24 protein-coding genes are annotated in these 20,291 nt (G+C 63.2%); 21 read left to right on the top strand and 3 right to left on the bottom strand.

The window, feature by feature from the left end; genetic code table 11:
- The first annotated feature begins 154 nt into the window (after positions 1-154).
- The 11 genes from AzCIB_RS20475 (at position 155) to cpaB (ending at position 9,252) form a co-directional block, all read left to right on the top strand.
- The gene (locus AzCIB_RS20475) at positions 155-1,768 is read left to right on the top strand and encodes a S8 family peptidase (protein ID WP_050417585.1); all 1,614 of its coding nucleotides are present in this window, start codon (positions 155-157) and stop codon (positions 1,766-1,768) included.
- Positions 1,769-2,064: 296 nt separating this feature from the next.
- Complete coding sequence (locus AzCIB_RS20480) at positions 2,065-2,376, top strand: CopG family ribbon-helix-helix protein (RefSeq protein WP_050417586.1); 312 nt, start codon at positions 2,065-2,067, stop codon at positions 2,374-2,376.
- The gene (locus tag AzCIB_RS20485; protein WP_050417587.1) at positions 2,373-2,663 is read left to right on the top strand and encodes a type II toxin-antitoxin system RelE/ParE family toxin; all 291 of its coding nucleotides are present in this window, start codon (positions 2,373-2,375) and stop codon (positions 2,661-2,663) included. The genes AzCIB_RS20480 and AzCIB_RS20485 overlap by 4 nt, the downstream gene beginning before the upstream one ends.
- 281 nt (positions 2,664-2,944) lie before the next feature.
- Positions 2,945-3,961: a type IV toxin-antitoxin system AbiEi family antitoxin gene (locus AzCIB_RS20490; protein ID WP_050417588.1), complete on the top strand. Its 1,017-nt coding sequence runs from the start codon at positions 2,945-2,947 to the stop codon at positions 3,959-3,961.
- The gene (locus tag AzCIB_RS20500) at positions 3,924-4,838 is read left to right on the top strand and encodes a nucleotidyl transferase AbiEii/AbiGii toxin family protein (protein ID WP_083447082.1); all 915 of its coding nucleotides are present in this window, start codon (positions 3,924-3,926) and stop codon (positions 4,836-4,838) included. The genes AzCIB_RS20490 and AzCIB_RS20500 overlap by 38 nt, the downstream gene beginning before the upstream one ends.
- Positions 4,839-5,070: 232 nt before the next feature.
- Positions 5,071-5,481, top strand: a complete 411-nt coding sequence (locus AzCIB_RS20505) for a response regulator (protein ID WP_157058626.1) — start codon at positions 5,071-5,073, stop codon at positions 5,479-5,481.
- A 326-nt stretch (positions 5,482-5,807) separates the two neighbouring features.
- Positions 5,808-5,999 (top strand): Flp family type IVb pilin, encoded by a 192-nt coding sequence (locus tag AzCIB_RS20510; RefSeq protein WP_050417592.1) that lies wholly within the window; start codon positions 5,808-5,810, stop codon positions 5,997-5,999.
- Positions 6,000-6,114: 115 nt separating this feature from the next.
- Positions 6,115-6,285 carry a Flp family type IVb pilin gene (locus tag AzCIB_RS20515; RefSeq protein ID WP_198149572.1) on the top strand — a complete coding sequence of 57 codons (171 nt, stop codon included), beginning with the start codon at positions 6,115-6,117 and terminating at the stop codon, positions 6,283-6,285.
- Between the two features lie 87 nt (positions 6,286-6,372).
- The gene (locus AzCIB_RS20520; RefSeq protein ID WP_050417594.1) at positions 6,373-6,942 is read left to right on the top strand and encodes an A24 family peptidase; all 570 of its coding nucleotides are present in this window, start codon (positions 6,373-6,375) and stop codon (positions 6,940-6,942) included.
- Between the two features lie 22 nt (positions 6,943-6,964).
- Positions 6,965-8,272, top strand: a complete 1,308-nt coding sequence (locus AzCIB_RS20525) for an ATP-binding protein (RefSeq protein WP_050417595.1) — start codon at positions 6,965-6,967, stop codon at positions 8,270-8,272.
- 131 nt (positions 8,273-8,403) lie between these two features.
- Positions 8,404-9,252, top strand: coding sequence for a Flp pilus assembly protein CpaB (gene cpaB / locus AzCIB_RS20530; protein WP_050417596.1), 849 nt, complete (start codon positions 8,404-8,406; stop codon positions 9,250-9,252).
- On the opposite strand, the gene AzCIB_RS25005 is transcribed toward cpaB, so the two are convergent.
- On the bottom strand, positions 9,236-9,430 hold the full coding sequence (locus AzCIB_RS25005; protein ID WP_353611525.1) for a hypothetical protein: 195 nt from the start codon (positions 9,428-9,430) through the stop codon (positions 9,236-9,238). The two genes, cpaB and AzCIB_RS25005, sit on opposite strands and share 17 nt — an antisense overlap.
- Between AzCIB_RS25005 and AzCIB_RS20535 the strand changes: the two genes are divergently transcribed.
- Genes AzCIB_RS20535 through AzCIB_RS24935 form a run of 10 tightly spaced genes read left to right on the top strand, consistent with a single transcriptional unit; the run spans position 9,348 to position 19,558 of the window.
- Positions 9,348-10,991, top strand: a complete 1,644-nt coding sequence (locus AzCIB_RS20535) for a type II and III secretion system protein family protein (RefSeq protein WP_502685654.1) — start codon at positions 9,348-9,350, stop codon at positions 10,989-10,991. The two genes, AzCIB_RS25005 and AzCIB_RS20535, sit on opposite strands and share 83 nt — an antisense overlap.
- A gap of 11 nt (positions 10,992-11,002) precedes the next feature.
- Positions 11,003-11,284, top strand: coding sequence for a hypothetical protein (locus AzCIB_RS20540; RefSeq protein WP_050417598.1), 282 nt, complete (start codon positions 11,003-11,005; stop codon positions 11,282-11,284).
- 31 nt (positions 11,285-11,315) lie between these two features.
- On the top strand, positions 11,316-12,581 hold the full coding sequence (locus AzCIB_RS20545) for a TadE/TadG family type IV pilus assembly protein (RefSeq protein WP_198149573.1): 1,266 nt from the start codon (positions 11,316-11,318) through the stop codon (positions 12,579-12,581).
- A 37-nt stretch (positions 12,582-12,618) separates the two neighbouring features.
- A complete protein-coding gene (locus AzCIB_RS20550; RefSeq protein WP_232299279.1) occupies positions 12,619-13,038 on the top strand; it encodes a TadE family protein in 420 nt (139 codons plus the stop codon).
- Positions 13,038-13,490 carry a TadE/TadG family type IV pilus assembly protein gene (locus AzCIB_RS20555; protein ID WP_050417601.1) on the top strand — a complete coding sequence of 151 codons (453 nt, stop codon included), beginning with the start codon at positions 13,038-13,040 and terminating at the stop codon, positions 13,488-13,490. Before AzCIB_RS20550 ends, AzCIB_RS20555 begins: the two co-directional genes overlap by 1 nt.
- Before the next feature lie 36 nt (positions 13,491-13,526).
- Positions 13,527-14,690 (top strand): CpaE/TadZ family protein, encoded by a 1,164-nt coding sequence (locus AzCIB_RS20560; RefSeq protein WP_050417602.1) that lies wholly within the window; start codon positions 13,527-13,529, stop codon positions 14,688-14,690.
- 33 nt (positions 14,691-14,723) lie between these two features.
- Positions 14,724-16,076, top strand: a complete 1,353-nt coding sequence (locus tag AzCIB_RS20565) for a TadA family conjugal transfer-associated ATPase (protein WP_050417603.1) — start codon at positions 14,724-14,726, stop codon at positions 16,074-16,076.
- A 7-nt stretch (positions 16,077-16,083) separates the two neighbouring features.
- Complete coding sequence (locus AzCIB_RS20570) at positions 16,084-17,058, top strand: type II secretion system F family protein (RefSeq protein ID WP_050417604.1); 975 nt, start codon at positions 16,084-16,086, stop codon at positions 17,056-17,058.
- A gap of 27 nt (positions 17,059-17,085) precedes the next feature.
- Complete coding sequence (locus AzCIB_RS20575; RefSeq protein WP_050417605.1) at positions 17,086-18,027, top strand: type II secretion system F family protein; 942 nt, start codon at positions 17,086-17,088, stop codon at positions 18,025-18,027.
- A 31-nt stretch (positions 18,028-18,058) separates the two neighbouring features.
- The gene (locus AzCIB_RS24935; protein WP_050417606.1) at positions 18,059-19,558 is read left to right on the top strand and encodes a LytR C-terminal domain-containing protein; all 1,500 of its coding nucleotides are present in this window, start codon (positions 18,059-18,061) and stop codon (positions 19,556-19,558) included.
- 122 nt (positions 19,559-19,680) lie between these two features.
- Here the strand turns inward: AzCIB_RS24935 and AzCIB_RS20585 are convergent, their stop codons facing one another.
- Entirely contained in the window at positions 19,681-19,965 is a 285-nt protein-coding gene (locus AzCIB_RS20585; protein ID WP_050417607.1) for a type II toxin-antitoxin system RelE/ParE family toxin, read from the bottom strand.
- Positions 19,962-20,195: a ParD-like family protein gene (locus tag AzCIB_RS20590; protein WP_050417608.1), complete on the bottom strand. Its 234-nt coding sequence runs from the start codon at positions 20,193-20,195 to the stop codon at positions 19,962-19,964. The genes AzCIB_RS20585 and AzCIB_RS20590 overlap by 4 nt, the downstream gene beginning before the upstream one ends.
- Positions 20,196-20,291 lie beyond the last annotated feature (96 nt).

Genomic DNA, 20,291 nt, shown 5'->3' on the forward strand with positions numbered 1-20,291 from the left:
CTTGTCGAAGCCCTGTCGATGCCCTTCGACAAGCTCAGGGCGAACGGTTGTATTTGAATACCGCCTGACAAGGGGCCCGCGCACGAGACACCGCGCGGGGTCGTGCCGTCCACCCCGTCCGTTTCGCACCTGCCGCCACACCGGAGGAGAAACCATGCGTCACGCCACTTTCCTCGGCCCGCTCGCCGCAGCCTGCCTGATGTTCGCCCAGCCTCCGGCACACTCCGGCGGTCTCCCTGCCGGCGTCGCGCCCCCTCCCCGCTTCGCCCCCGACCAATTGCTGGTCGCGTTCCGCCCTGGCACTCCAGGCGCACAGATCGCCCAGGCGCACGCTGCAGCCGGCGCGCAGGTGCTCAAGCGCTTCGACGCCATCGGCGTATATTTCCTGTCGATCCCGTCGGGCGCCGTCGAAGCGACCGCTGCACTCTACGAGCGCAACCCGAACGTCCGCTACGCCGAACCGAACTTCCACCGCCCCCTGGTTCTGCCCACGGAAGGCCGGGACCCGGCCCTGCCCCCCGGGCTGGGCACCGACTACCTGCCACTGCAATGGGGCCTCAACAACACCGGCCAGCCCCTCTACGATTCCGCATCGGGCGCCAACGTGAACGGCACGCTCGACGCCGACATCGACGCAGCGGAAGCGTGGGTCCTCTCGCGCAGCAACGACACCATCAAGATCGCGATCCTCGACAGCGGGGTCGAGTGCACGCATGTCGACCTACTCGGCAAGTGCGTCGAACAGAAGAACTTCACCGCCAGCACCACCACCGCGGACGTCATCGGACACGGCACCCACGTCGCCGGCATCGCCGCGGCGAACACCAACAACGGCAAAGGGACGGCCGGCGTCGGCTGGAACGCGAAAGTCGGATCGCTGAAGGTGTGCCACGAGTGGCCGTCGGAAGATCTCCCCCTCCTCGGCATGTGCGACGTCGCCGACTCCATAGCCGGTCTGATGTACGCGGCCGACAACGGCTACCGCGTCGCCAACATGAGCTACGGCAGCGACCCCGACCCCTACTCCCCTTCGCAAGCCGAAGCCGACGCCATCAAATACGCCTGGAGCAAGGGCGTCGTCCTCGTCGCGGCCGCCGGCAACGACTACGCTTCGACGCGTCACTACCCCGCCGCCTTCCCCGAAGTCATCTCCGTCGCCGCCACCGACCGGCACGACAACCTCGCCTATTTTTCGAGCTTCGGCTCGTCATGGGTGTCCGTCGCGGCCCCCGGTCACGACATCCTCTCGGCCTACCCCAACGTCGCCTGCGGCATCCCGCTGGATGACCCGGAAGGCTGCTACAACTGGCTGTCCGGCACCTCGATGGCATCCCCCCACGTCGCCGGCCTCGCTGCGCTCGTCCTCACCCGCTACGGCAACATCACGAACACCCAGGCCCGCGCCCATATCGAGAACACAGCCAACCCACAAGGCGCCCTCGGCCAGAATTTCCGCGCCTGGGTGCGATACGGCCGCGTCAACGCCCACCTCGCCCTGACCGCCGACAACCCGCCCCCGCCGCCCCCGACCATCACCCTCACTGCGACCGGCTACAAGGTCAAGGGCCAGCAGAAAGCGGATCTACAATGGATGGGCGCGACCACGAACTCGATGGACGTCCTGCGCAACGGCAGCGTCGTCGCCACCACCCAGAACGACGGCGCCTACACCGACCCGATTAATCGGACCGGTGGCGGCAGCTACACCTACAAGGTGTGCGAAGCCGGCACGGCAGTGTGCTCGAACGAGGCGACGATCACCTTCTGACCCCATCCGGGGGCGTTGGACGCCCGGAATCTGTCGCGTTGGCGGCCCGATCATTTCCGGAGCAGCGTATTCGGCAGCGAGGTCGGCATCTGCTTCCCGGTCGCCAAACTCACCGACCAGCCGACCGCTTCGACGCCCTGCGACCGTGTAATCGACGCTACGAGCCTCGAGAAGACTGACGATCGCGAGATTCCGGCTCCCGGACTATTGCCCCCAACGCATGGTGCTGACGTGGATTTACTCCCACCCTCGGTAGTAAGATATCAATACCATCAACACCGTCGCAGGAGACCAGCATGCCGAACCTCTCCGTCAAACTCGACGAGGCCATGCGCCAACGATTGCACGAGGTCGCCGTACGGGAGGGAGTGACGCCGCACGCCCTGATGCTGCGGGCCATCGGCCATGAACTCGATCGTGCCGAGGCAGAAGGCGCCTTTGTAAGTCGGGCCCTGCAGGCACGCCAACGCGTCGAAGCCACCGGGATGGCCATCGATGGCGCAGCCTTCGCCCGCTACCTGCGCACCCGGGTTCGCGGCGAAACCGCGCAACGGCCCGATCCGCAGGACATCACAAAGCGGAGCAAGACCAAGGCATCCGGCGAATGACGCACTGGTGGCTGGCGCCAGAGGCCGCAGAAGACCTCGAACGGCTGGTCGATTTTGTCGCGCGAACCACACCAGAGATCGCCGCCGATACCGTCGAACTTATCCTCAACGCCCTGGAAATCCTGTCCCAACATCCGAGTATCGGCCGCCCGATGCCCCACGGGATGCGCGAATTGGTCATCTCTCGCGGCCGAACTGGCTATGTGGCGCTATACAGCTACGACGAACAGGACGACTCCGTGCTGGTGCTCGCAGTTCGGCACCAGCGGGAGGACGACTACCATTGACGGCGCAGCCCGACACCGCCTCGCCGCCCTGCTCGCGGACGCCAACCCGCGACAGGATATCGAAGACATTTAAGGCGAGCGGAAAGTGCGATACCTAAGCTTTCGCGCCTGGCCATAACCTCATGCTCCGCAGTAAATTGACCCGCCACCCATTTGTTCGAGTTTGACAAATGTTCACGTTTATCGAACAATAAAACATGAACGAGAGCGATGTTCATATTCAACAAATGTTCACGTAACACGAACAAAACCAACCACCAGACATGAATTGAGGCACCCCCTTGAAGGAAGACGAGATCCTTCAGCGAGCGACCGAGGCCTTCGCAGCAGAAACCGGCTTGCGCACGAAAATTTGGTCCGCACCTGCCGACCAAGTTCGAGCCGACGTCATGCTCGATGTCCTTGTAGAAGATCGTACCGTCCGCTTTCTCGCAGAGATCAAAGCGGTCGACCGTTTTCAGACCTTGGGGACAATCAAAGCCAAGGGGGAACATGCGCCGCATCCGCTCATTCTGGTCGCCCCATACATCAGCGCGGTGACCGCCCAACAATGCCGGGAATTGCGTCTCCCGTTCATTGACGAGGCTGGCAACGCATACATTGAAGCGCCCGGGTTGTTCATCTACATCACGGGCAAACGCCGCCCTGTCCAGACGCGTATCACTCCGGCCTATCGCGCCTTGACCCCTGCCGGACTCCGGATCGTCTTTGCGTTGCTCAATCGCCCCAAGCTCGCAGATGCACCATATCGCGACATCGCCAAGGCCGCACGGGTAGCGCTTGGAACTGTGGGTGACATATTGATGGATCTGGAGCACCGCGGCCATCTCGCCCCCGAAAAGCCCGGTCCGCGTCGTCTACTCACCCCGCGTCGCCTTCAGGAAGAGTGGATAACCCACTATCCGATCAAGCTCAGACCCAAGCTGAACGCTCGTCGATTCACCGCACCGAAGATCGACTGGTGGCAGCATCAGGATGTCCGCCAGCACAATGCCTACTGGGGTGGGGAAGTTGCCGCAGCGAAGATTACCGGTTACCTGAAGCCAGCGACTGCCACGATCTACCTCCAAGGCAAGCCGGATGCGCTCATCCTTGCCAATCGACTGCGTCCCGATGTTAACGGTGAAGTCGAACTCCTGGATGCATTTTGGACTCCAGATACCCCGCGTCAAGCCGATGATGTCGCCCCCTCACTGGTCATCTATGCCGACCTGATGGCCACCGCCGATCCGCGCAATGTCGAAGCAGCGAAGTTGATCCATGACCAATACCTCGCAACAACGGACAGTACAGCCTGATCGCCCGGTTGATCCCCTACTTGTCGACATTCTGCGTCGGGTCGATGCCGCCACGCGCGAACTGAGCATCGAATACTTCGTCGGTGGCGCATTGGCGCGCGACCTGATCCTGTTCCACGTCTTTGGCCGACACACAGGCCGAGCTACCCGCGATGTCGATCTGGGAATCCACATAGATGATTGGACCACGCTCGACACGCTGAAAACCCACTTGATACGGGACGGAGTGTTCTCCGAGAAGGCCGGAGTCGCACATCGGCTTATCTACGACGCACACGATGCCGCCTTCGGCATTCCCCTTGATCTGCTGCCGTTTGGCGGCGTCGAATCAACTGACGGAACGATTGCGTGGCCCCCGGGCATGGAGATCCTCATGAGCGTCGCCGGGTTCGTCGAAGCTCGCCAGTCGGCCATGATGGTTGGGGTGACCGACGACGTCTGCATTTCTGTAGCCTCACTGCCGGCCCTTGCGATACTCAAGCTCATCGCCTGGCGTGACCGTCATCTTGAAACCACCAAAGATGCAGCGGATTTCCTGTTGATCGCGCGGAACTACTGCGATGCCGGGAACCTCGACCGGTTGTACGATGCCGAGACGGCCTTGATGCAGGCGGCCGATTTTGATCCAGAACTCGCTGGTGCCATGCTGCTGGGCAAGGACGCTGCCCAAATCTGCCAGCCCCACACGACGCAGGCCGTAACGGTCATCCTGACGGACGTCGGGCTACGGCAGCAACTAATCAGCCAACTCCTGCGAGCCACGCTATCAGTGGGAGATGATGCCGGAAGCTCCCGAGCAGAGCGCTACCTGAACGCATTCCAAAGCGGACTAACGACTGTTGCGACGAAGAAGCCCGAACGCAGACGGACGCGCTGATCACGGCCTGCGTACCGCAAGATCAACCCCTTCTCCTGGACCGACCGCGTAATCGACGCCGCCAGCCTCGCCGAAATCTTCGCCGACGACTGAGCCGACCGGCGCTGCCCGGCGCCCCATCCAGGTGGTTTGTCATGGACCGCCCGCGCGCGTCCTCCTATGGGCGAAACTACCCGGTAAACGGTATGTTGAACCTACCGCGGCCTACGCCGCATGCGTGGAGCACGACACCGTGCCCTGCCTCACCCTCGCCCGTCCGATTGAAGTGCTGCTGATCGATGATCAGCGGGCGATTCTCGCTGGCGTCACCGCGCTTATCGAGAGCGAGGGGCCTGGCATGCACGTTGCAGGCCGTGCCATGACTGGGCAGCAGGCACTCGCCCTTGCATCCAGCGCACAGCCCGACGTCATCGTGCTGGATGTCGATCTCGGCGGAGAGGATGGACTCACGCTGATTCCGGGCCTTCTATCCGCCTGCGGAGCGGCGATCATCGTATTTACCTGCTTGATCGATCCCGCCGCACGCCACCGCGCCGCGCACCTCGGCGCCGCTGGCTTCATACAGAAAACCGCTTCAGGCACCGAACTGATCGCCGCGATACGACGCTCAACGAATTCCGCCGACGTGATCGAGACGGACTGAACAGGGACGGATCACCCTCTCGCTTTGGTGACAGTCTCTACCAGCCGCTCCCATTCTCAACGGTGACGCGTCCCGACGCCCGCCTGGCCATGCAAAACCGTCTGTCCGTCCGCATCCGTCTTTTTCCGATCCGCGCATCCTGCTTCCGCCCGGCGCTCGGACTTCCCAGATGCCGACAGTGGGCACGCGGGCACCGCATTCCCCCATGACAACTGTCCCGACCACGTCCCGTCACATGTACCTATGCGGATTGGGCGCAACTGCCGATGCTCCCAACCCGGAAGATGCCTAATCTGAACTCAAGACGCACAGGACGGAACAACGCGATGAAAACAGCGCAGATAAGCGAAACGCTCAGCGCGTTCTGGTCCGAGGAGGACGGCGTAACTTCAATCGAATACGCGCTTCTGGCGGCTCTGATTTTTGGCGCAATCGTGGCTTCGGTCGGTCTGCTCGGTGACAACGTCAAGGCACTCTATGACGACGTCGCTAAGAAACTTGCAGACGCAGTGTCCTGAGCGATGAGCAAATTTGCTGCGAGCCCTAAAGCGACTCGCAAGGTTTTCCGGAACGGGCCTCCCGCTCCGGGTGTAAGCCGGGAGGTCCGGCGTTTTCTTAATGAAGGAGATGGCCATGTTGGAAATGATGAAGCAGTTTATTCGGGACGAAGAAGGCGTGACGGCGATTGAATACGGGTTGATCGCGGCGCTGATCGCGGTTGTGATCATTGTCTCCGTTGGAAACGTCGGCACAGCGCTTACCGGAATCTTTACGCAAATCGCGACCGCACTCAACGCTGTGTAATACCCGCGACGCATTACGGGCTACCGGTTCGGGCCGCAGCAGGATGCACCCGAACCGGTTGACCCGTCTTTTGCCCAGAGCGAACAAATGAGCATTGGCCTCCTAAGCTTGCTCGGGATTCTGGCAGTGGCCCTGATCACCGACATCCGCACCCGGCGAATCCCCAACCTCCTTGTCTTGGGCGGTCTTCTATCCGCCTTGACGTATCACGTCATCGCTGCGCCGGGAGCAGGAATACTCGAGCCTGCCGGTCGGGCCATCGGCCTCCTTCCCGCCCTTGGCGGAATCGCCGTCGGTTTCGCTTCCCTTTTTCCCCTCTACATGCTGCGCGCCATGGGCGCCGGCGACGTCAAGCTGATGATGATGGTCGGCGCCTTTCTCGGTCCGCTACAGACTTTCGGCGTCGTCGTGCTGACCTTTGCCGCGGGTGGCGTCCTCGCACTGTTCATGGCGCTGTGGCAACGCTCGTTCGCCCAGCTCGCGCTGAACCTGCGCTTTATTCTGACCACCAGCGCGGTGCGTGCCGCGGTTGGTGAGAGTCCCCGCTTCGAGCCGCTGCAGCAGACCGCCGGGCGCATGCCCTACGCGGCAGCAATCGCCGCGGGCACATTGTTGCAGCTCATCCTGGTCCGCTCGGGCGGCTGGGCCTTGAGCTGAATGGATTTTGCGGAGCCCTGTCATGAACGCGCCCTCCACCGCCAAGGTAATTCCCTTCGACGAAGTCAGCGGTTTTCCGCGCGCGCCCCGCACGCTCGAGGAAACCGGCCTGCCACTGCTGTTCCTCGTCGAACTCGCGGCGAAGCTGCTGTTCGTGCGCGGCCAGCTGCGCCTCACCGAGCTGTCGCAGCAACTGCGCCTGCCCGCGACCGTACTCGAAAGCCTGCTCGCGTTCATGCGCGCGGAGCGGCTGTGCGAGGTCATCCGGCGTGGCGAAACCGACGGCGACATCCTCTACGAACTCACCGACGCGGGCCGCATCCGTGCGGCGGAATACCTGAACCGGTGCAAGTACGCCGGTGCCGCGCCGGTCGGTCTCACGGCCTATGTCGCTCAGGTGGAACGCCAGTCGGTAACGAAGATGCGCGTCACCCGCGAGGACGTGAATGAAGCATTCCGCGGCCTGATCATCAAGCCGGAAGTGCGCGACCAGCTCGGCGCCGCGATGGGCTCGGGCCGAGCACTGTTCATGTACGGACCGGCCGGTGCCGGCAAGACCTATCTCGCCGAGCGGCTCGCGCTGCTGCTCGATGGCGACGTCGCCGTGCCGCACGCGATCCTCGTCGACGGCGAGATCATCCAGGTGTTCGACCCGCTGATCCACTCACCAGTCGAGGACGACCAACGTCCCGCCGTGCTCGACAACCTGATGCGCCCGGACCTGCGCTGGGTGCGCTGCCGCCGCCCGGTAGCGATCACCGGCGGCGAACTCACGATGCGCATGCTCGACCTCGACTATGACGCCAGCACTGGCTTCTATCAGGCCCCGCCGCATGTCAAGGCCAACAACGGCCTGTTCGTCGTCGACGATCTAGGGCGGCAACTGGTCACGCCGGAACAGCTGATGAACCGCTGGATCGTGCCGATGGACCGCCATCACGACTATCTCGCGTTGCACAGCGGCACGAAATTCACGCTGCCCTTCGACGTCGTGCTGGTGTTCTCGACCAACCTGATGCCGTCGGAGGTCGCTGACCCCGCGTTCCTGCGCCGGCTCGGCTACAAGATCCATATCGGACCGATGAATGAGGACGAATACAGGAACATATTCACGCGCGTTTGCGAAGAGCGGGGCGTACCTTTTGATGAAGGCGCATTTCAGACGCTGTTGAACGACTATCACGCAGTGCATGGACAGCCGCTGCTGGCGTGCTACCCACGCGACCTGGTGAACCAGATTGCCGACCTGGCCCGCTATCTCGGCGAACCCGCACGACTGACCCCGGACGCACTGCACTGGGCTTGGCACAACTACTTCGCGACCCGCTAGGGCCGCGGTTCGGAGGGAGGCGTCGGCGGTCGGTTCTGCGACCGCCGACGGCAACGCAGAAACGCCCGTCACGGCGGGCATTTGCAGGACCGACAGGCGGTCACTGACGGTCGGGATACAAGGGGACTCACATGAAGGCCAAAGGTCTTGTCTTTCTCTTAGTCGCGATGCTCGCGGGCCTTGCCGCAGTCGTACTCGGAACACGCTGGCTGCAGGAAAAAGCCGGCGGCAACGCCAACCGCATCGCCGTGGCCGCGGTTGAGCTGCAACTTGGCGGCCGCATAATCCCGGAGGCGGTTCGCCTCGTGGACTGGCCGTCCGGCAGCATCCCCACCGGTGCCTTCACCGACCTCGCGGCACTCGACGGCCGCGTCGCGATCACCGGTATCCAGCCGGGCGAGCCGGTGCTCGAATCACGCTTGGCCCCGGTCGGTACAAAAGGCGGGTTATCCGCAGTCGTACCCGACGGCAAGCGCGCGATCACCGTGCGCGTCAATGACGTTGTCGGCGTCGCCGGCTTCACGCTACCCGGCAACTATGTAGACATCATGGTCAATACCGAGGCGGCGGGGGCGAACCGTAACAATCAGGATCAGATGATCTCGAAGATCGTGCTCGAGCGCATCCTGGTCCTCGCGGTCGCCCAGGAGGCCAACCGCGACGAAACCAAGCCGCGCGTGGTAAATGCCGTCACGCTGGAAGTTACCCCCGAGCAGGCAGAGCGGCTGGACCTCGCGCGTAGCGTCGGCAATCTGTCGCTGGTCTTGCGTAACCAGATCGACTCAAACCCCACTGCCACGGCGGGCATCACCAAGGCCATGCTGTTGCGCACGTCGGTCGAGGCGCCGCCTGCTCCGGCCCCGGTCAAGTCCGCGGCCCCGCGCCGCACGGCCGCGAAACCGCGCCCCGCGTCGGCACCCAGCACACAGGTCTGCGTCGAGGTGATCCGCGGCGTCAATAAGGTCAATGAATGCTTCTAGCCCATTCCAACCTATTTCGGATCGCAGGGGACATCATGACGACGAAGAAGAACAAGTCCAGTCGCAGGCTCGCGAGATTTGCCGCACCGGCAATCATTGCGCTGATGCTATCCGGCGCAGCGCACGCAGCGGTGACCAACACGCCGCCGGCGAGAAAACCCGTTGCCGTAACAGCCACCGGCGGTTCGCCCTGCGGGCGAGTTGAAATCGCGCCAATGGTGACGATCCCCGTTGGCAAGTCCTCGGTGATTCGGCCTCAGACGCCGGTCACGCGCATCCTGCTGGGAAACCCGGAAAACGCCCAGGCCGCGCGTCCGAGCACTGAAGCCGCGAAGGACGACAAGGGCGCCCAGCAGCAGGCGAAAAAGGATGATGGTCGCCCTGGCGTCGCCCAAGTCGACGTGCTGCTGCTCAGCCCGAACGAGATCTATCTGCTTGGCAAGACCGTCGGTTCAACCAACATTGTATTGATCGACCGCTCCGGCGGCTGCACCGCGCTCGACGTGACCGTGGGGATGGATGTGACTTCAGTCCAGGGGGCAATTGCGACGTTGCTGCCAGACGAAACCGGCATCAAGGTGAGCTCCGCCTATGACTCTTTGGTCCTGACCGGCACCGTGAGCGATGCGACGAAAGTTGATCGCGCCGTCGAAATCGCCTCGGCCTATGTCCGCGATGGCGGCGGCCAGAACGGGCGCAACATCCGGGTTCTGAACATGCTCAGGGTCGGGGCGCCGCAGCAGGTGATGCTTGAAGTCAAAGTCGCCGAGGTCTCGAAAGCCGTGCTCGATCGCTTCGGCATCGACTTCACCCGCGCCTATGCGTCCGGTGACGGAACCATGATCCGCTTCCTGTCGGGCATTTTCGGCGGCAAGAGCGCCGTCGGCGGACAGGTCTCCGGCACGGTAGGGGCCCGGGTCGGCGGCGGTATTGTCGACTCCCTCAGCAACAGCAGCGGCACCAGCGCGCTCACCGCGCCTATCGGCAACGCGACGATAGGCGGCGACGCGACGACCGTGCCGTTGATCTCCGGCAAGAACAGTACCTTGATCGGCGTCGACGCACTGAAGAGCGACGGTCTGGTCAAGATTCTCGCGGAGCCCACGGTGATGGCAATCAGCGGCCAGGAAGGCAGCTTCCTCGCCGGCGGCAAGATCTTCATCCCGGTGTCGCAGAACGACGGCGGAACACGAACGGTCACGCTTGAAGAAAAGGAATTCGGCGTGTCGGTTAAGTTCACGCCGACCGTGCTCGAAGGCGGACGGATCAACCTTGCCGTGCGTCCCGAGGTATCGGAATTGAATCGTGAAGGGGTCGGCATCACCGCACCGGGCGTCAATGGACTGGCGATCCTTCCTTCCTTCACGACGCGCCGGGCCTTCACCACGGTCCAGCTCCTGGATGGCCAGAGCTTCGCGATCGGCGGCCTGATCAAGAACAACACCACCACGAACATCCGCGCCTTCCCATTCCTCGGCGAAATCCCGGTGCTGGGTGCGCTGTTCCGCAGCACGGAATTCCAGACCGACCGCTCGGAACTCGTGTTCGTCATCACCCCGCGACTGGTAAAGCCGCTACCCCCGGACTTCGTATTGCCGACCGACAACTACGTCGAACCGAGCCGCTCCGACGTGATCTGGCGCGGCAAGGTCGAGGGCGATGGCCCCACACCTGCTGAGAAGGTGGAAGCAACGTCCGGACTAGCCGAACCCACCCGTGGCGGCTTCGAACCCAAGTGAGGAGACGGATCATGAAAAAGTTTGCACTACTGACCGGCGCCTCGGTGATTGTGGCCCTGACCGGCTGTGCCGCCACCTCGCCCAACTGGGACGCCCGTTTCGGCGAAGCGGCGAGGATTGTCGCTGCGCAGCAGATCATCGCCCCGGCCGCATCGCGCAATGCCGACCCGGTCGCCGGAATCGACGGCAAGGCCGCACAAGGGGCAATGGGCGAGTATGCCAAGAGCTTCACGCAGCCAGAACCCCAGCCCGACGCCTTGACCATCGGCGTGGGCGGCGGTTCAGGCCGCTGAGCGTTTGAGCGCCGGGAGAATAACGATGCCAATGGATTGCAGCACACAGTCCCGGCAGCACGGCGCGGTTGCAATCATCACCGCCCTGTCGCTCGTCGCTCTGGTCGGGTTCGCCGGCCTCGCGCTTGACCTTGGGCGGCTGTATGTCAACAAGACCGAACTGCAGAACGCCGCTGACGCCTGTGCGTTGGCGGCGTCCCGCGAATTGACTTGCGACCCTTCGGCTAGCGTCTGCACCGGCAGCTATCTGGAAAACGCGGTGGCTGCGGGCACGGCCGTGGCTGCCCGGAATACCCGCGATTTCCAGGGCAGCGCGGTCACGATTGCCCCCGGGGATGTCCGCTTCTATACCGCACTGGCACCAAATGAGTCGTACACGCCGATGCCAGGCGCCGATGTAAACTCGCGTTTCGTGATGTGCATCGCACGCGCCCAAGGGATCGCACCATGGTTCATGCAGGTCTTGGGGATTGGTGCTAACAACGTTTCCGCTTACGCGGTGGCGACCCTGAGCAAGGCCCAGACCAACTGCGCGATCCCGATCGGCCTGTGCAAACCCCCGGGTGTGCCCCCCACCTCCCCGTTCGACGGCTTCACCGTTGGTCAATGGGTGACAAGCAAACTGACGGAGTCAGCGACGGGGAGCTTTGACTGGATCGACTTCACGCCCGGCGACGGCGGTGGTGCAAGTGAACTTGCAAATCTCCTGAAAGGTTCCGGCCAATGCACGCTTGAAGCGCCGGGCCCGGGGAACCAGGTTGGCCAGCAGGGGAACATTGCGTCTCTCGGCAAAGCGTGGAATACGCGCTTCGGCATCTACAAGGGCAGCGACTCCGTCACCTCCGCACCGCCAGACTGGACAGGTATCAGCTATACGCAGCTTTCCTGGCCTGAGAAGTTCAACGCCTACGCCGGAACGTCGGCGGGCGTCCTGCCCAACTATAAATCTGCGCGATCGCAGTACCTTCCCTATCAGGGGCCATCCTTGGGTCAGGGCTATAAGCCAAGCACCGCCTTTGAACATCAGAGTTACGGCGCGGATCGGCGGACGGTGGTGGTTCCCGTCGTCGACTGCGAGGGATGGAAAGTATCCAATCCACAGACGGTCGCCATTCTTGGTTATGCCTGCGTCCTAATGCTCCACCCGATGACGGGCGAAAACGGCCCCGCGGCAGGCGAGGAAGTGTGGCTCGAGTACCGCGGCGACGCCAGCGATTCGTCTAGCCCTTGTGCCACCGCGGGCTCGGTCGGGGGCCCCGGCAGCATCGGGCCGCTAGTGCCGGCACTGGTCCAGTGAGGGATCAACCATGAGATGCCGACGCAAACAACGTGGAGTGGCCGCAGTAGAACTGGCCCTCGTGATGATTCCGCTAATATTTTTGGCCTTTGGCATCACCGAGTTCGGGCGGGCGATATACCACTACAACACGCTCGCAAAGTCGGTTCGCGACGCCACGCGTTACCTGTCCCAACAGGGACCGGGCGAAGGGTCGGGTACGGCCAGATGCCTCGCAGTGCATGGTAACCGGACTTGCAGCGGCACCCCACTTGCCCCCGGCCTAACTTTGTCAAACGTCCAGGTACACGACCAGAGTACCGACCCTGGCACGCACCAGAACCAGGCCACCGGTAGCGGGGCGATCAACCTGGTAACGGTGACGATCGATGGTTACCAGTTTGTTTCGCTGGTGCCATTTGTCGCAACGAACATCACGTTTGGCGACATCAGCGTCACGATGAGACAGGTGATGTGATGAAACAGAATATGCCCTTCAAGATCGGCAACAGGAGCCAACGGGGCGTGGCCGCAGTAGAGTTCGCGCTCGTGGCCGGACTGTTCTTCAGCCTGCTGATTGGCGTAATGGAGATGGGGCGGGTGCTTTTCTACTGGAACACTGCGACAGAGGCGACCCGCCTCGGAGCGCGAATCGCGGTCGTATGCGACGTCAACGATTCGGCAATCAGGGCAAAGATGAGCAGCCTCTTTCCGATGGTATCTGGAGACACCATTCAGGTTCTGTATTCCCCTGAGGGCTGTGGCGTCGAAACTTGCGATGAAGTTACCGTCCGCATCCAGCCGGTCGCGGTGACAACGCTGATACCGTACATCCCACTCACCCTGAATCTGCCCGCCTTCGCAACCACGCTACCTCGCGAGAGCTTGGCGAGCTCGGTAGATGACGTCAGCAATCCGGTGTGTCAATGACGGACGCAGCAAACGTATGCAACTGAGGACGTGGAAATGAAGATCAAGATTCTTTCCGACAGCCATGACAACGCGGAGCGCCTGCGCGCGACGCTGGTTCAGGCAGGCAGGACGATGGACGTCGCGGTCGGCCATGCGACGTCCAGCGATCCGATCGGTGCGATCAATGGCACGGTGCCCGACATCGTCGTGCTCGATGCCTTCAAGCCGAGCGGCTTGGCAGCACTCGAGCAGTTGACGCTCCGATACCCGCAGGTGGATCCCATCATCATCACCTCGGATACGTCCTCGGAATTTCTGCTGCAGGCCTTCCGTGCCGGCGTCCGCGAAGTCCTGCCGACCGGCCCCTCAGCCGAAGCACTCCAGGCGGCGCTAGCCCGCATCACGCACAAACGCGGGGTCGTCGCCGGCCCTGCCGCCGACGGCAAGATCCTCGCAATGACCTCGTGCAAGGGCGGCAGCGGCGCGACTTTTCTCGCAACCAACCTCGCGTGGGTGCTGGCAGCGGCGCACGGCAAGCGGGTCGCGCTGATCGATCTGAACCTGCAATTCGGCGACGCCGCGATGTACGTCACCGACCAGAAACCGGCAAGCAATCTCGCATTGGTCTGCCAGCAGATCCATCGACTGGACGCCGCGTTCCTCGGCTCGGCAATGATCGAGGTCGCGCCCAACTTCCATCTGCTCGCGGCACCGGACGATCCGGCGCATGCGACTGACGTGAAGGCCGAGCACGTCGAAGCGATCCTCAAGGTCGCGCGTGCGAATTACGACTTCGTCATCGTCGACGTCGGCCGCTCGCTGGACGCGGTAAGCCTGCAGCCATTTGACATGGCAGACATGATCTTTCCGGTGGTGCAACTCACCTTGCCGTTCATCCGCGAGGCAAAGCGGCTCGTCGCTGTGCTGATGTCCCTCGGATACCCCATGTCCAAGGTAGGGCTGATCGTCAATCGTCATCAGAAAAATGCCGAGATCAGCTTGCAGGATCTGGAGCGCACGGTGAATTCGAAAGTCTTCAAGGCGGTGCCGAATTGTTACGAGGAGGTCGCCGCATCGGTGAATCAGGGCGAGCCGATTGCACGGCTGGCAAAGAACAGTCCAGTGACGAAGGCCTTGCGTGAGATCGCCGCGTCGCTCGACACCGCGCCGGAACGGAATGGCAAGGGCTGGCTCTCGCGTCTGTTCACCACTCATTAAGATGCGCGACCACATGCGGAAGGGGAACATGAAATGAGTCTGCGTCAGCGCCTCGAATCAGTCTCGCCGGAAGGCGCCCTGCGCCCGCAGGCCGCGCCCGACACCGGAGCCAGCAAGGCTTACCAAAGCCTGAAGATGCGCATCCATCAATTGCTGCTGTCACGCATCGACCTGGAGGCGATGGAGAACCTCGCCCCCGAGCGGCTGCGCGAAGAATTGCGCCTGATGGTCGAGCGCCTGCTCGCCGAAGAGAACGTCGTCGTCAACGCGAACGAACGGCGCGACCTGGTGCGCGACATCCAGTACGAGATGCTCGGGTTGGGGCCGATCGAACCGCTGCTCGCCGATCCGACCGTATCGGACATTCTGATCAACGGCTCCCAGCAGGTCTACGTCGAACGCCACGGCAAGATCGAGCACACGAACGTCACCTTCAGCGACGACGCGCACCTGATGAAGATCATCGACAAAATCGTGTCGCGGGTCGGACGGCGGGTCGATGAATCGAGCCCGATGGTTGACGCGCGCCTGCCCGACGGTTCGCGGGTGAACGCGATCATCCCGCCGCTCGCGCTCGACGGCCCGGTGGTGTCGATTCGCCGCTTCGCGGCGATTCCGCTGACGATCGAGAAGCTGATCGAGTTCAAGGCACTAACCCCCGGAATGGCTGAACTGCTCGCCGGGCTGGTGCGCGCCAAGGTAAACATCCTGATCTCCGGCGGCACCGGCAGCGGCAAAACGACGCTGCTGAACATCCTGTCGCACAACATTCCCGAGGATGAACGCATCGTCACGATCGAGGATGCGGCCGAGCTGCAGCTGCAGCAGCCTCACGTGGTGCGCCTCGAAACCCGCCCGCCGAACATCGAGGGTAAGGGTGAGGTGACGCAGCGCTCCCTCGTACGCAATGCGCTGCGCATGCGGCCGGATCGCATCATCCTCGGCGAGACGCGTGGCGCGGAGGCCTTCGACGTGCTGCAGGCGATGAATACCGGCCACGAGGGCTCGATGACGACGGTGCATGCGAACACCCCGCGTGATGCGCTGGGCCGCATGGAGAACATGATCGGCATGTCCGGCGCGAATCTGCCGCCAAAGGTCGCGCGCGCCCAGATCGCCAGCGCGATCGGCGTGATCGTGCAGGCGAGCCGCCTGACCGACGGCAAGCGCAAGCTGATGAGCATCCAGGAGATCACCGGCATGGAGGGTGACATGATCACGATGCAGGAGATCTTCACCTTCCGCCAGCAGGGCATCTCGGAGGCGGGTGTTGTGCAAGGGCAGTTCGCAGCAACCGGCGTGCGCCCGCACTTCGCCGATCGCCTGCGTTCCTTCGGCATCCGCTTGCCCGAGGACATGTTCGACCCGACGCGACGCTTCGAGTGAGGCCGACATGGACATCCTGACCCTGCTCTTTGCGCTCGCGATCTTCATCGCGGTCGTGCTTTTCCTCGAAGGCGGCTACCTGTGGTGGGCCTCGACGCACAGCGCGGAAGTGAAGCGCCTCAACCGACGTCTCGAAGAGGTTTCGACCGGCGTGCAGGGCGCGCGCGCTGCATCGCTATATAAGGAGCAGAACGCGACGGGCTCGGCACGGGGCGACCGCCTGCTCTCGGCGATAACGCAGCTGGAAGGCGTGAATCGGATGATCATCCAATCTCGCCTGCCGCTGACGCTCACCCAGTTCCTGGGCTGGACCGTGGCACTCGCTGCGCTCGGCTTCGCGCTGCCGGTGCTGCTGAACCGGCCGATGTTCGTCGGCCTGGTCGGCGGCGGCGTACTGGCCGCGCTACCGACATTTTATGTGCTGCGAGCACGTACCCAGCACATGCAGCGCTTCGAACGGCAGTTGCCGGAGGCCCTCGACCTGATGGGGCGGGCGATGCGTGCAGGGCATGCGTTTCCAACGGCAATCAAGATGGTCGCGGAAGAAATGAAGGACCCGATCGGCGGTGAGTATCGCATTCTGTTCGACGAGATGAATTACGGCGTGCCGCAGCAGACGGCGCTGCTGAACCTTGCCTCACGCACCGACAGCACTGACCTGAGCTACTTCGTGATCGCAGTCCTGATCCAGCGCGAATCCGGTGGCAATCTCGCCGAACTGCTGGACAACATCAGCGCGATCATCCGCGCACGCCTGAAGCTGTATGGCGAGATCCGGACGTTGTCGGCCGAGGGGCGGCTGTCGGCGTGGATTCTCGGCAGTCTGCCGTTCGCGACGGCGGCAATGGTCAACATCGTGAACCCGGACTTCATGAAGGTCCTGTGGGAGGACCCCGCGGGCATCAACTTCATATATGGCGCGCTATGCATGATGGTCTTCGGCGTGCTGTGGATGCGCAAGATCATCCGCATCCGGGTCTAGCCACGCGACAATGACAAGGGGGCAATTATGAACTATACCCAAGTCGCATTTCTTGGACTGCTGTTCGTCGCGGTCTCGGCCGGTGCGTTCTTTGTAATGAGCCTGTTCTCGCGCTCGCCGACAGCCGATCGCCTGAACGCGCTCTCTGGGGGGAAAGTTGCGACGGGCCCGTCTGCCGACACCTGGATCGAGCGCACGGAAAAGCTCACCCGCCCGTTCGCGAAGCTCTCGACCCCTGAGGACAGCGATGACACGTCCGCGCTGCGTGCGCGCTTCATGCATGCGGGCATTCGGCACGCGTCCGCACCGCTCGCCTTCTTCGGTATCAAGACAGCGTTAGCGCTAGGTTTCCCGCTGGTGGCGTATTTCACGGTGCTGATTTCGAGCCCCGGATTAGAATTTCAGGGAACCTTGCTCGTCGTGCTCTTAGCAGCAACCGTCGGCTACTACCTGCCCAACATGGTGCTGAATCGCTTGGTCTTCGTGCGCCAGCGCGAGATCTTCGAGACCTTCCCCGATGCGCTCGACCTGATGACGGTCTGCGTCGAGGCCGGGCTTGGCGTCGAGGCGGCGCTGGTTCGCGTCGCAGATGAGATGCAGCACAAGAGCGAGACGCTCGCGGAGGAGCTGCATCTGGTCACGCTGGAACTGCGCGCCGGCTTGGAGCGCGCGCGCGCCTTGCGCAACCTCGCCAACCGCACCGGTGTCGAGGAGGTCGAAGGCTTCGTCGCGATGATCATTCAGGCCGAGCGGTTCGGCACCAGCATTGCCGCCTCGTTGCGCGTCCATTCCGACATGCTGCGCACGCGCCGCCGCCAGCGCGCCGAGGAAGCCGCCGCGAAAATCGCGCTGAAACTGTTGTTCCCGCTGATCTTCTTCATCTTTCCGTCACTGATGCTGGTGCTACTCGGGCCGGCAATGATCCAGATCTACCGCATCCTGCTGCCGACCATGGCTGGCGGCAATTGACGGCGGCCGACACCGTGTTTGGAGAAGGGCAATGAACAGGTACGCACTCACCCTGAAGCCCGTGCTCGCGGCCATCGTCCTCGGCGCCTGCAGCACCACGCCGGACATGCCCAAAGACGCATGGAAGATTGCCCCCGTACTAACGGTGCGCCATAGCGGCCCGACCGCCGCGGGTTTCTACGCGCTCGGTCGCGTCAAGGAAGCGCAGGGCGCCACCGCGCAGGCCATCGACGCCTACCGCAAGGCGCTCGGCGCCGACCCGAGCCACACTGCGTCCTGGAATGCCATAGGCGCGCTGCACATGCAGTCGGGGCGTATCGAGGAGGGTCTGCAGGCCCTTGAGCGCGCGGTCAGTCTCTCCCCCGCGACCAGCCACCTGCACAACAACCTGGGCTATGCCCTGCTGCTCGCCGGTCGTGATGACGACGCGGCGAAGGCGCTGCGGCGCGCGGTGGAAGTGGATGGCAGCAACCGCCGCGCGTGGAGCAATCTCGCGACCGCGTACCGGCGTCTGGGGGCGCTCGACCAGGCAGAATTTGCGGAAGCACGTGCGAGTGGCCGCTGGCCGACCGCGCCCGCCACACCCACGATGACTGCCAGGACCTCACGCCAGCCTACTGCCCAGGCGGCCGCAAGCGGACCCGCACTGGCCACTCAACAGCCTTTGCCCGCAGTTGCGGTAAACGTCGCGCCGACACCCGCCACGACACCGGCGGCACCGGCGACACCGGCAGCACCGACGACGCCAACCGCACCGGCCGTGACGATCAGCACCGTGCTTAGCGAAGCGTCGCCGGCTGCGACCCCGATCGCAGCTCTGGCGCCTGCCATCGCGACTGCGCCGGCCAAGGCAACCGTCGAAAGCGTTCCGGCTGCCGGCATCGAAACCCAAACCGCCGCCCTCGGCTTCGCTCCGGTAACACCGGCGCCCATCCGGACCGCTGCTGCACCCTTGGCGACTATGACGCCGAGCGCAACCCTGGTGAAAGTGGCGGAAAACGTGTTCGAACTGCGCAACGCGCCAACGGCGACCGGCGCGACCGCAATCGCCGAAGCCGCCGCGATCATCGCTGCGGCAGCGCCTCCGGCGCCAGCCGTTGCTCGTTCTTCCGTGGTTGCAGGAACGACACCGGCTGCGCAATCACTTGCCACCAGCGCAGCGAAATCGGCCGCACGATATGAGGTCGCGAACGGCCATGGCGGCGAAGGGCTCGCGAGGCGGCTTGCGGGGCTGCTCGGCCAGCAAGGTTTCGCCCGCCCGCGTCTGACGAATCAGGTTCCGTACAACCAGGCCGCATCGGTGATCCAGTACCGCGATGGCTATCGCGCTTCGGCCGAAGCCTTCGCATCGCAGCTGCCGTTCCGGCCCACGGTTCTGGCCACGGCGAGCGGCGACCTGAGGGTGGATGTTCGACTGGTGCTCGGACGAGATCTCACGACCAGCGATGCGTGCGCGGTGCTGGGCCTGTGCGCGCGGATCGCCCAAACGCGGGCGCCGAAACTCGCCGCTGCGCGCGGCGGAGCCGATTGAGGCGGCCCCACACAAACTGAGCCACACAGGCGATTTACTACGCAGACGCTCCAAAGAGGGGCGTCACGATTCGTAGTGCAGGTCTCCGTCGTTCGTCGGTGGCGCACTTTCGTGACGGAGGCTCAGGGTCGTTTCAAATCCCTGTAAAAGTTCTCGTGAGGACCAACGGATTCCAGATATACCAACCTGACTTGCTCTGCGACCGTGTATCCAAGCAAATAGAGTTGCCCCTGGCTGCGAAACTTGACGACCATCAGCTCTGCCAAATCCCCTTTCTTGCGCTCACCTATCGCGGGGTTTTCCGCGATGGACGCGACTGCAATGTCGACGTCGACAACGACGTTGTCGTGCAGCTTCTTGTACTGGCGGGCAAATCGGCGCGTTTGCTGAATGTCGTAACCGCTCACTGCTGACGACTCCGGGGCACGAAGGGCGTAGCCTCCTCGCGTGCCTCGGCCATCGATGCGAGAGACTCGGCGACAAAACTTACCGGCAGGTCGGGATTGTCGAGCGCCGCCCTCCCCACCTTTGCCCAGAATTCAATCTGGCCTGCGATGGTGCGATGCTCAGCGGCGGCATCAGCCTTGGCCTGGTTGTAAAGCGTCTGGTCAATTCGAATAGAGGTGGTGGTGGACATGGCAGATCCGTTACTACAATTGTGGTAAAACATCGTAGCGCTGAAAATCGCGCCAGTCCACCCCCAAAAAGAACAAACCCCCGCGGGGCACGAGCC

The sequence above is a fragment of the Azoarcus sp. CIB genome (assembly GCF_001190925.1).
Taxonomy (GTDB): Bacteria; Pseudomonadota; Gammaproteobacteria; order Burkholderiales; family Rhodocyclaceae; genus Aromatoleum.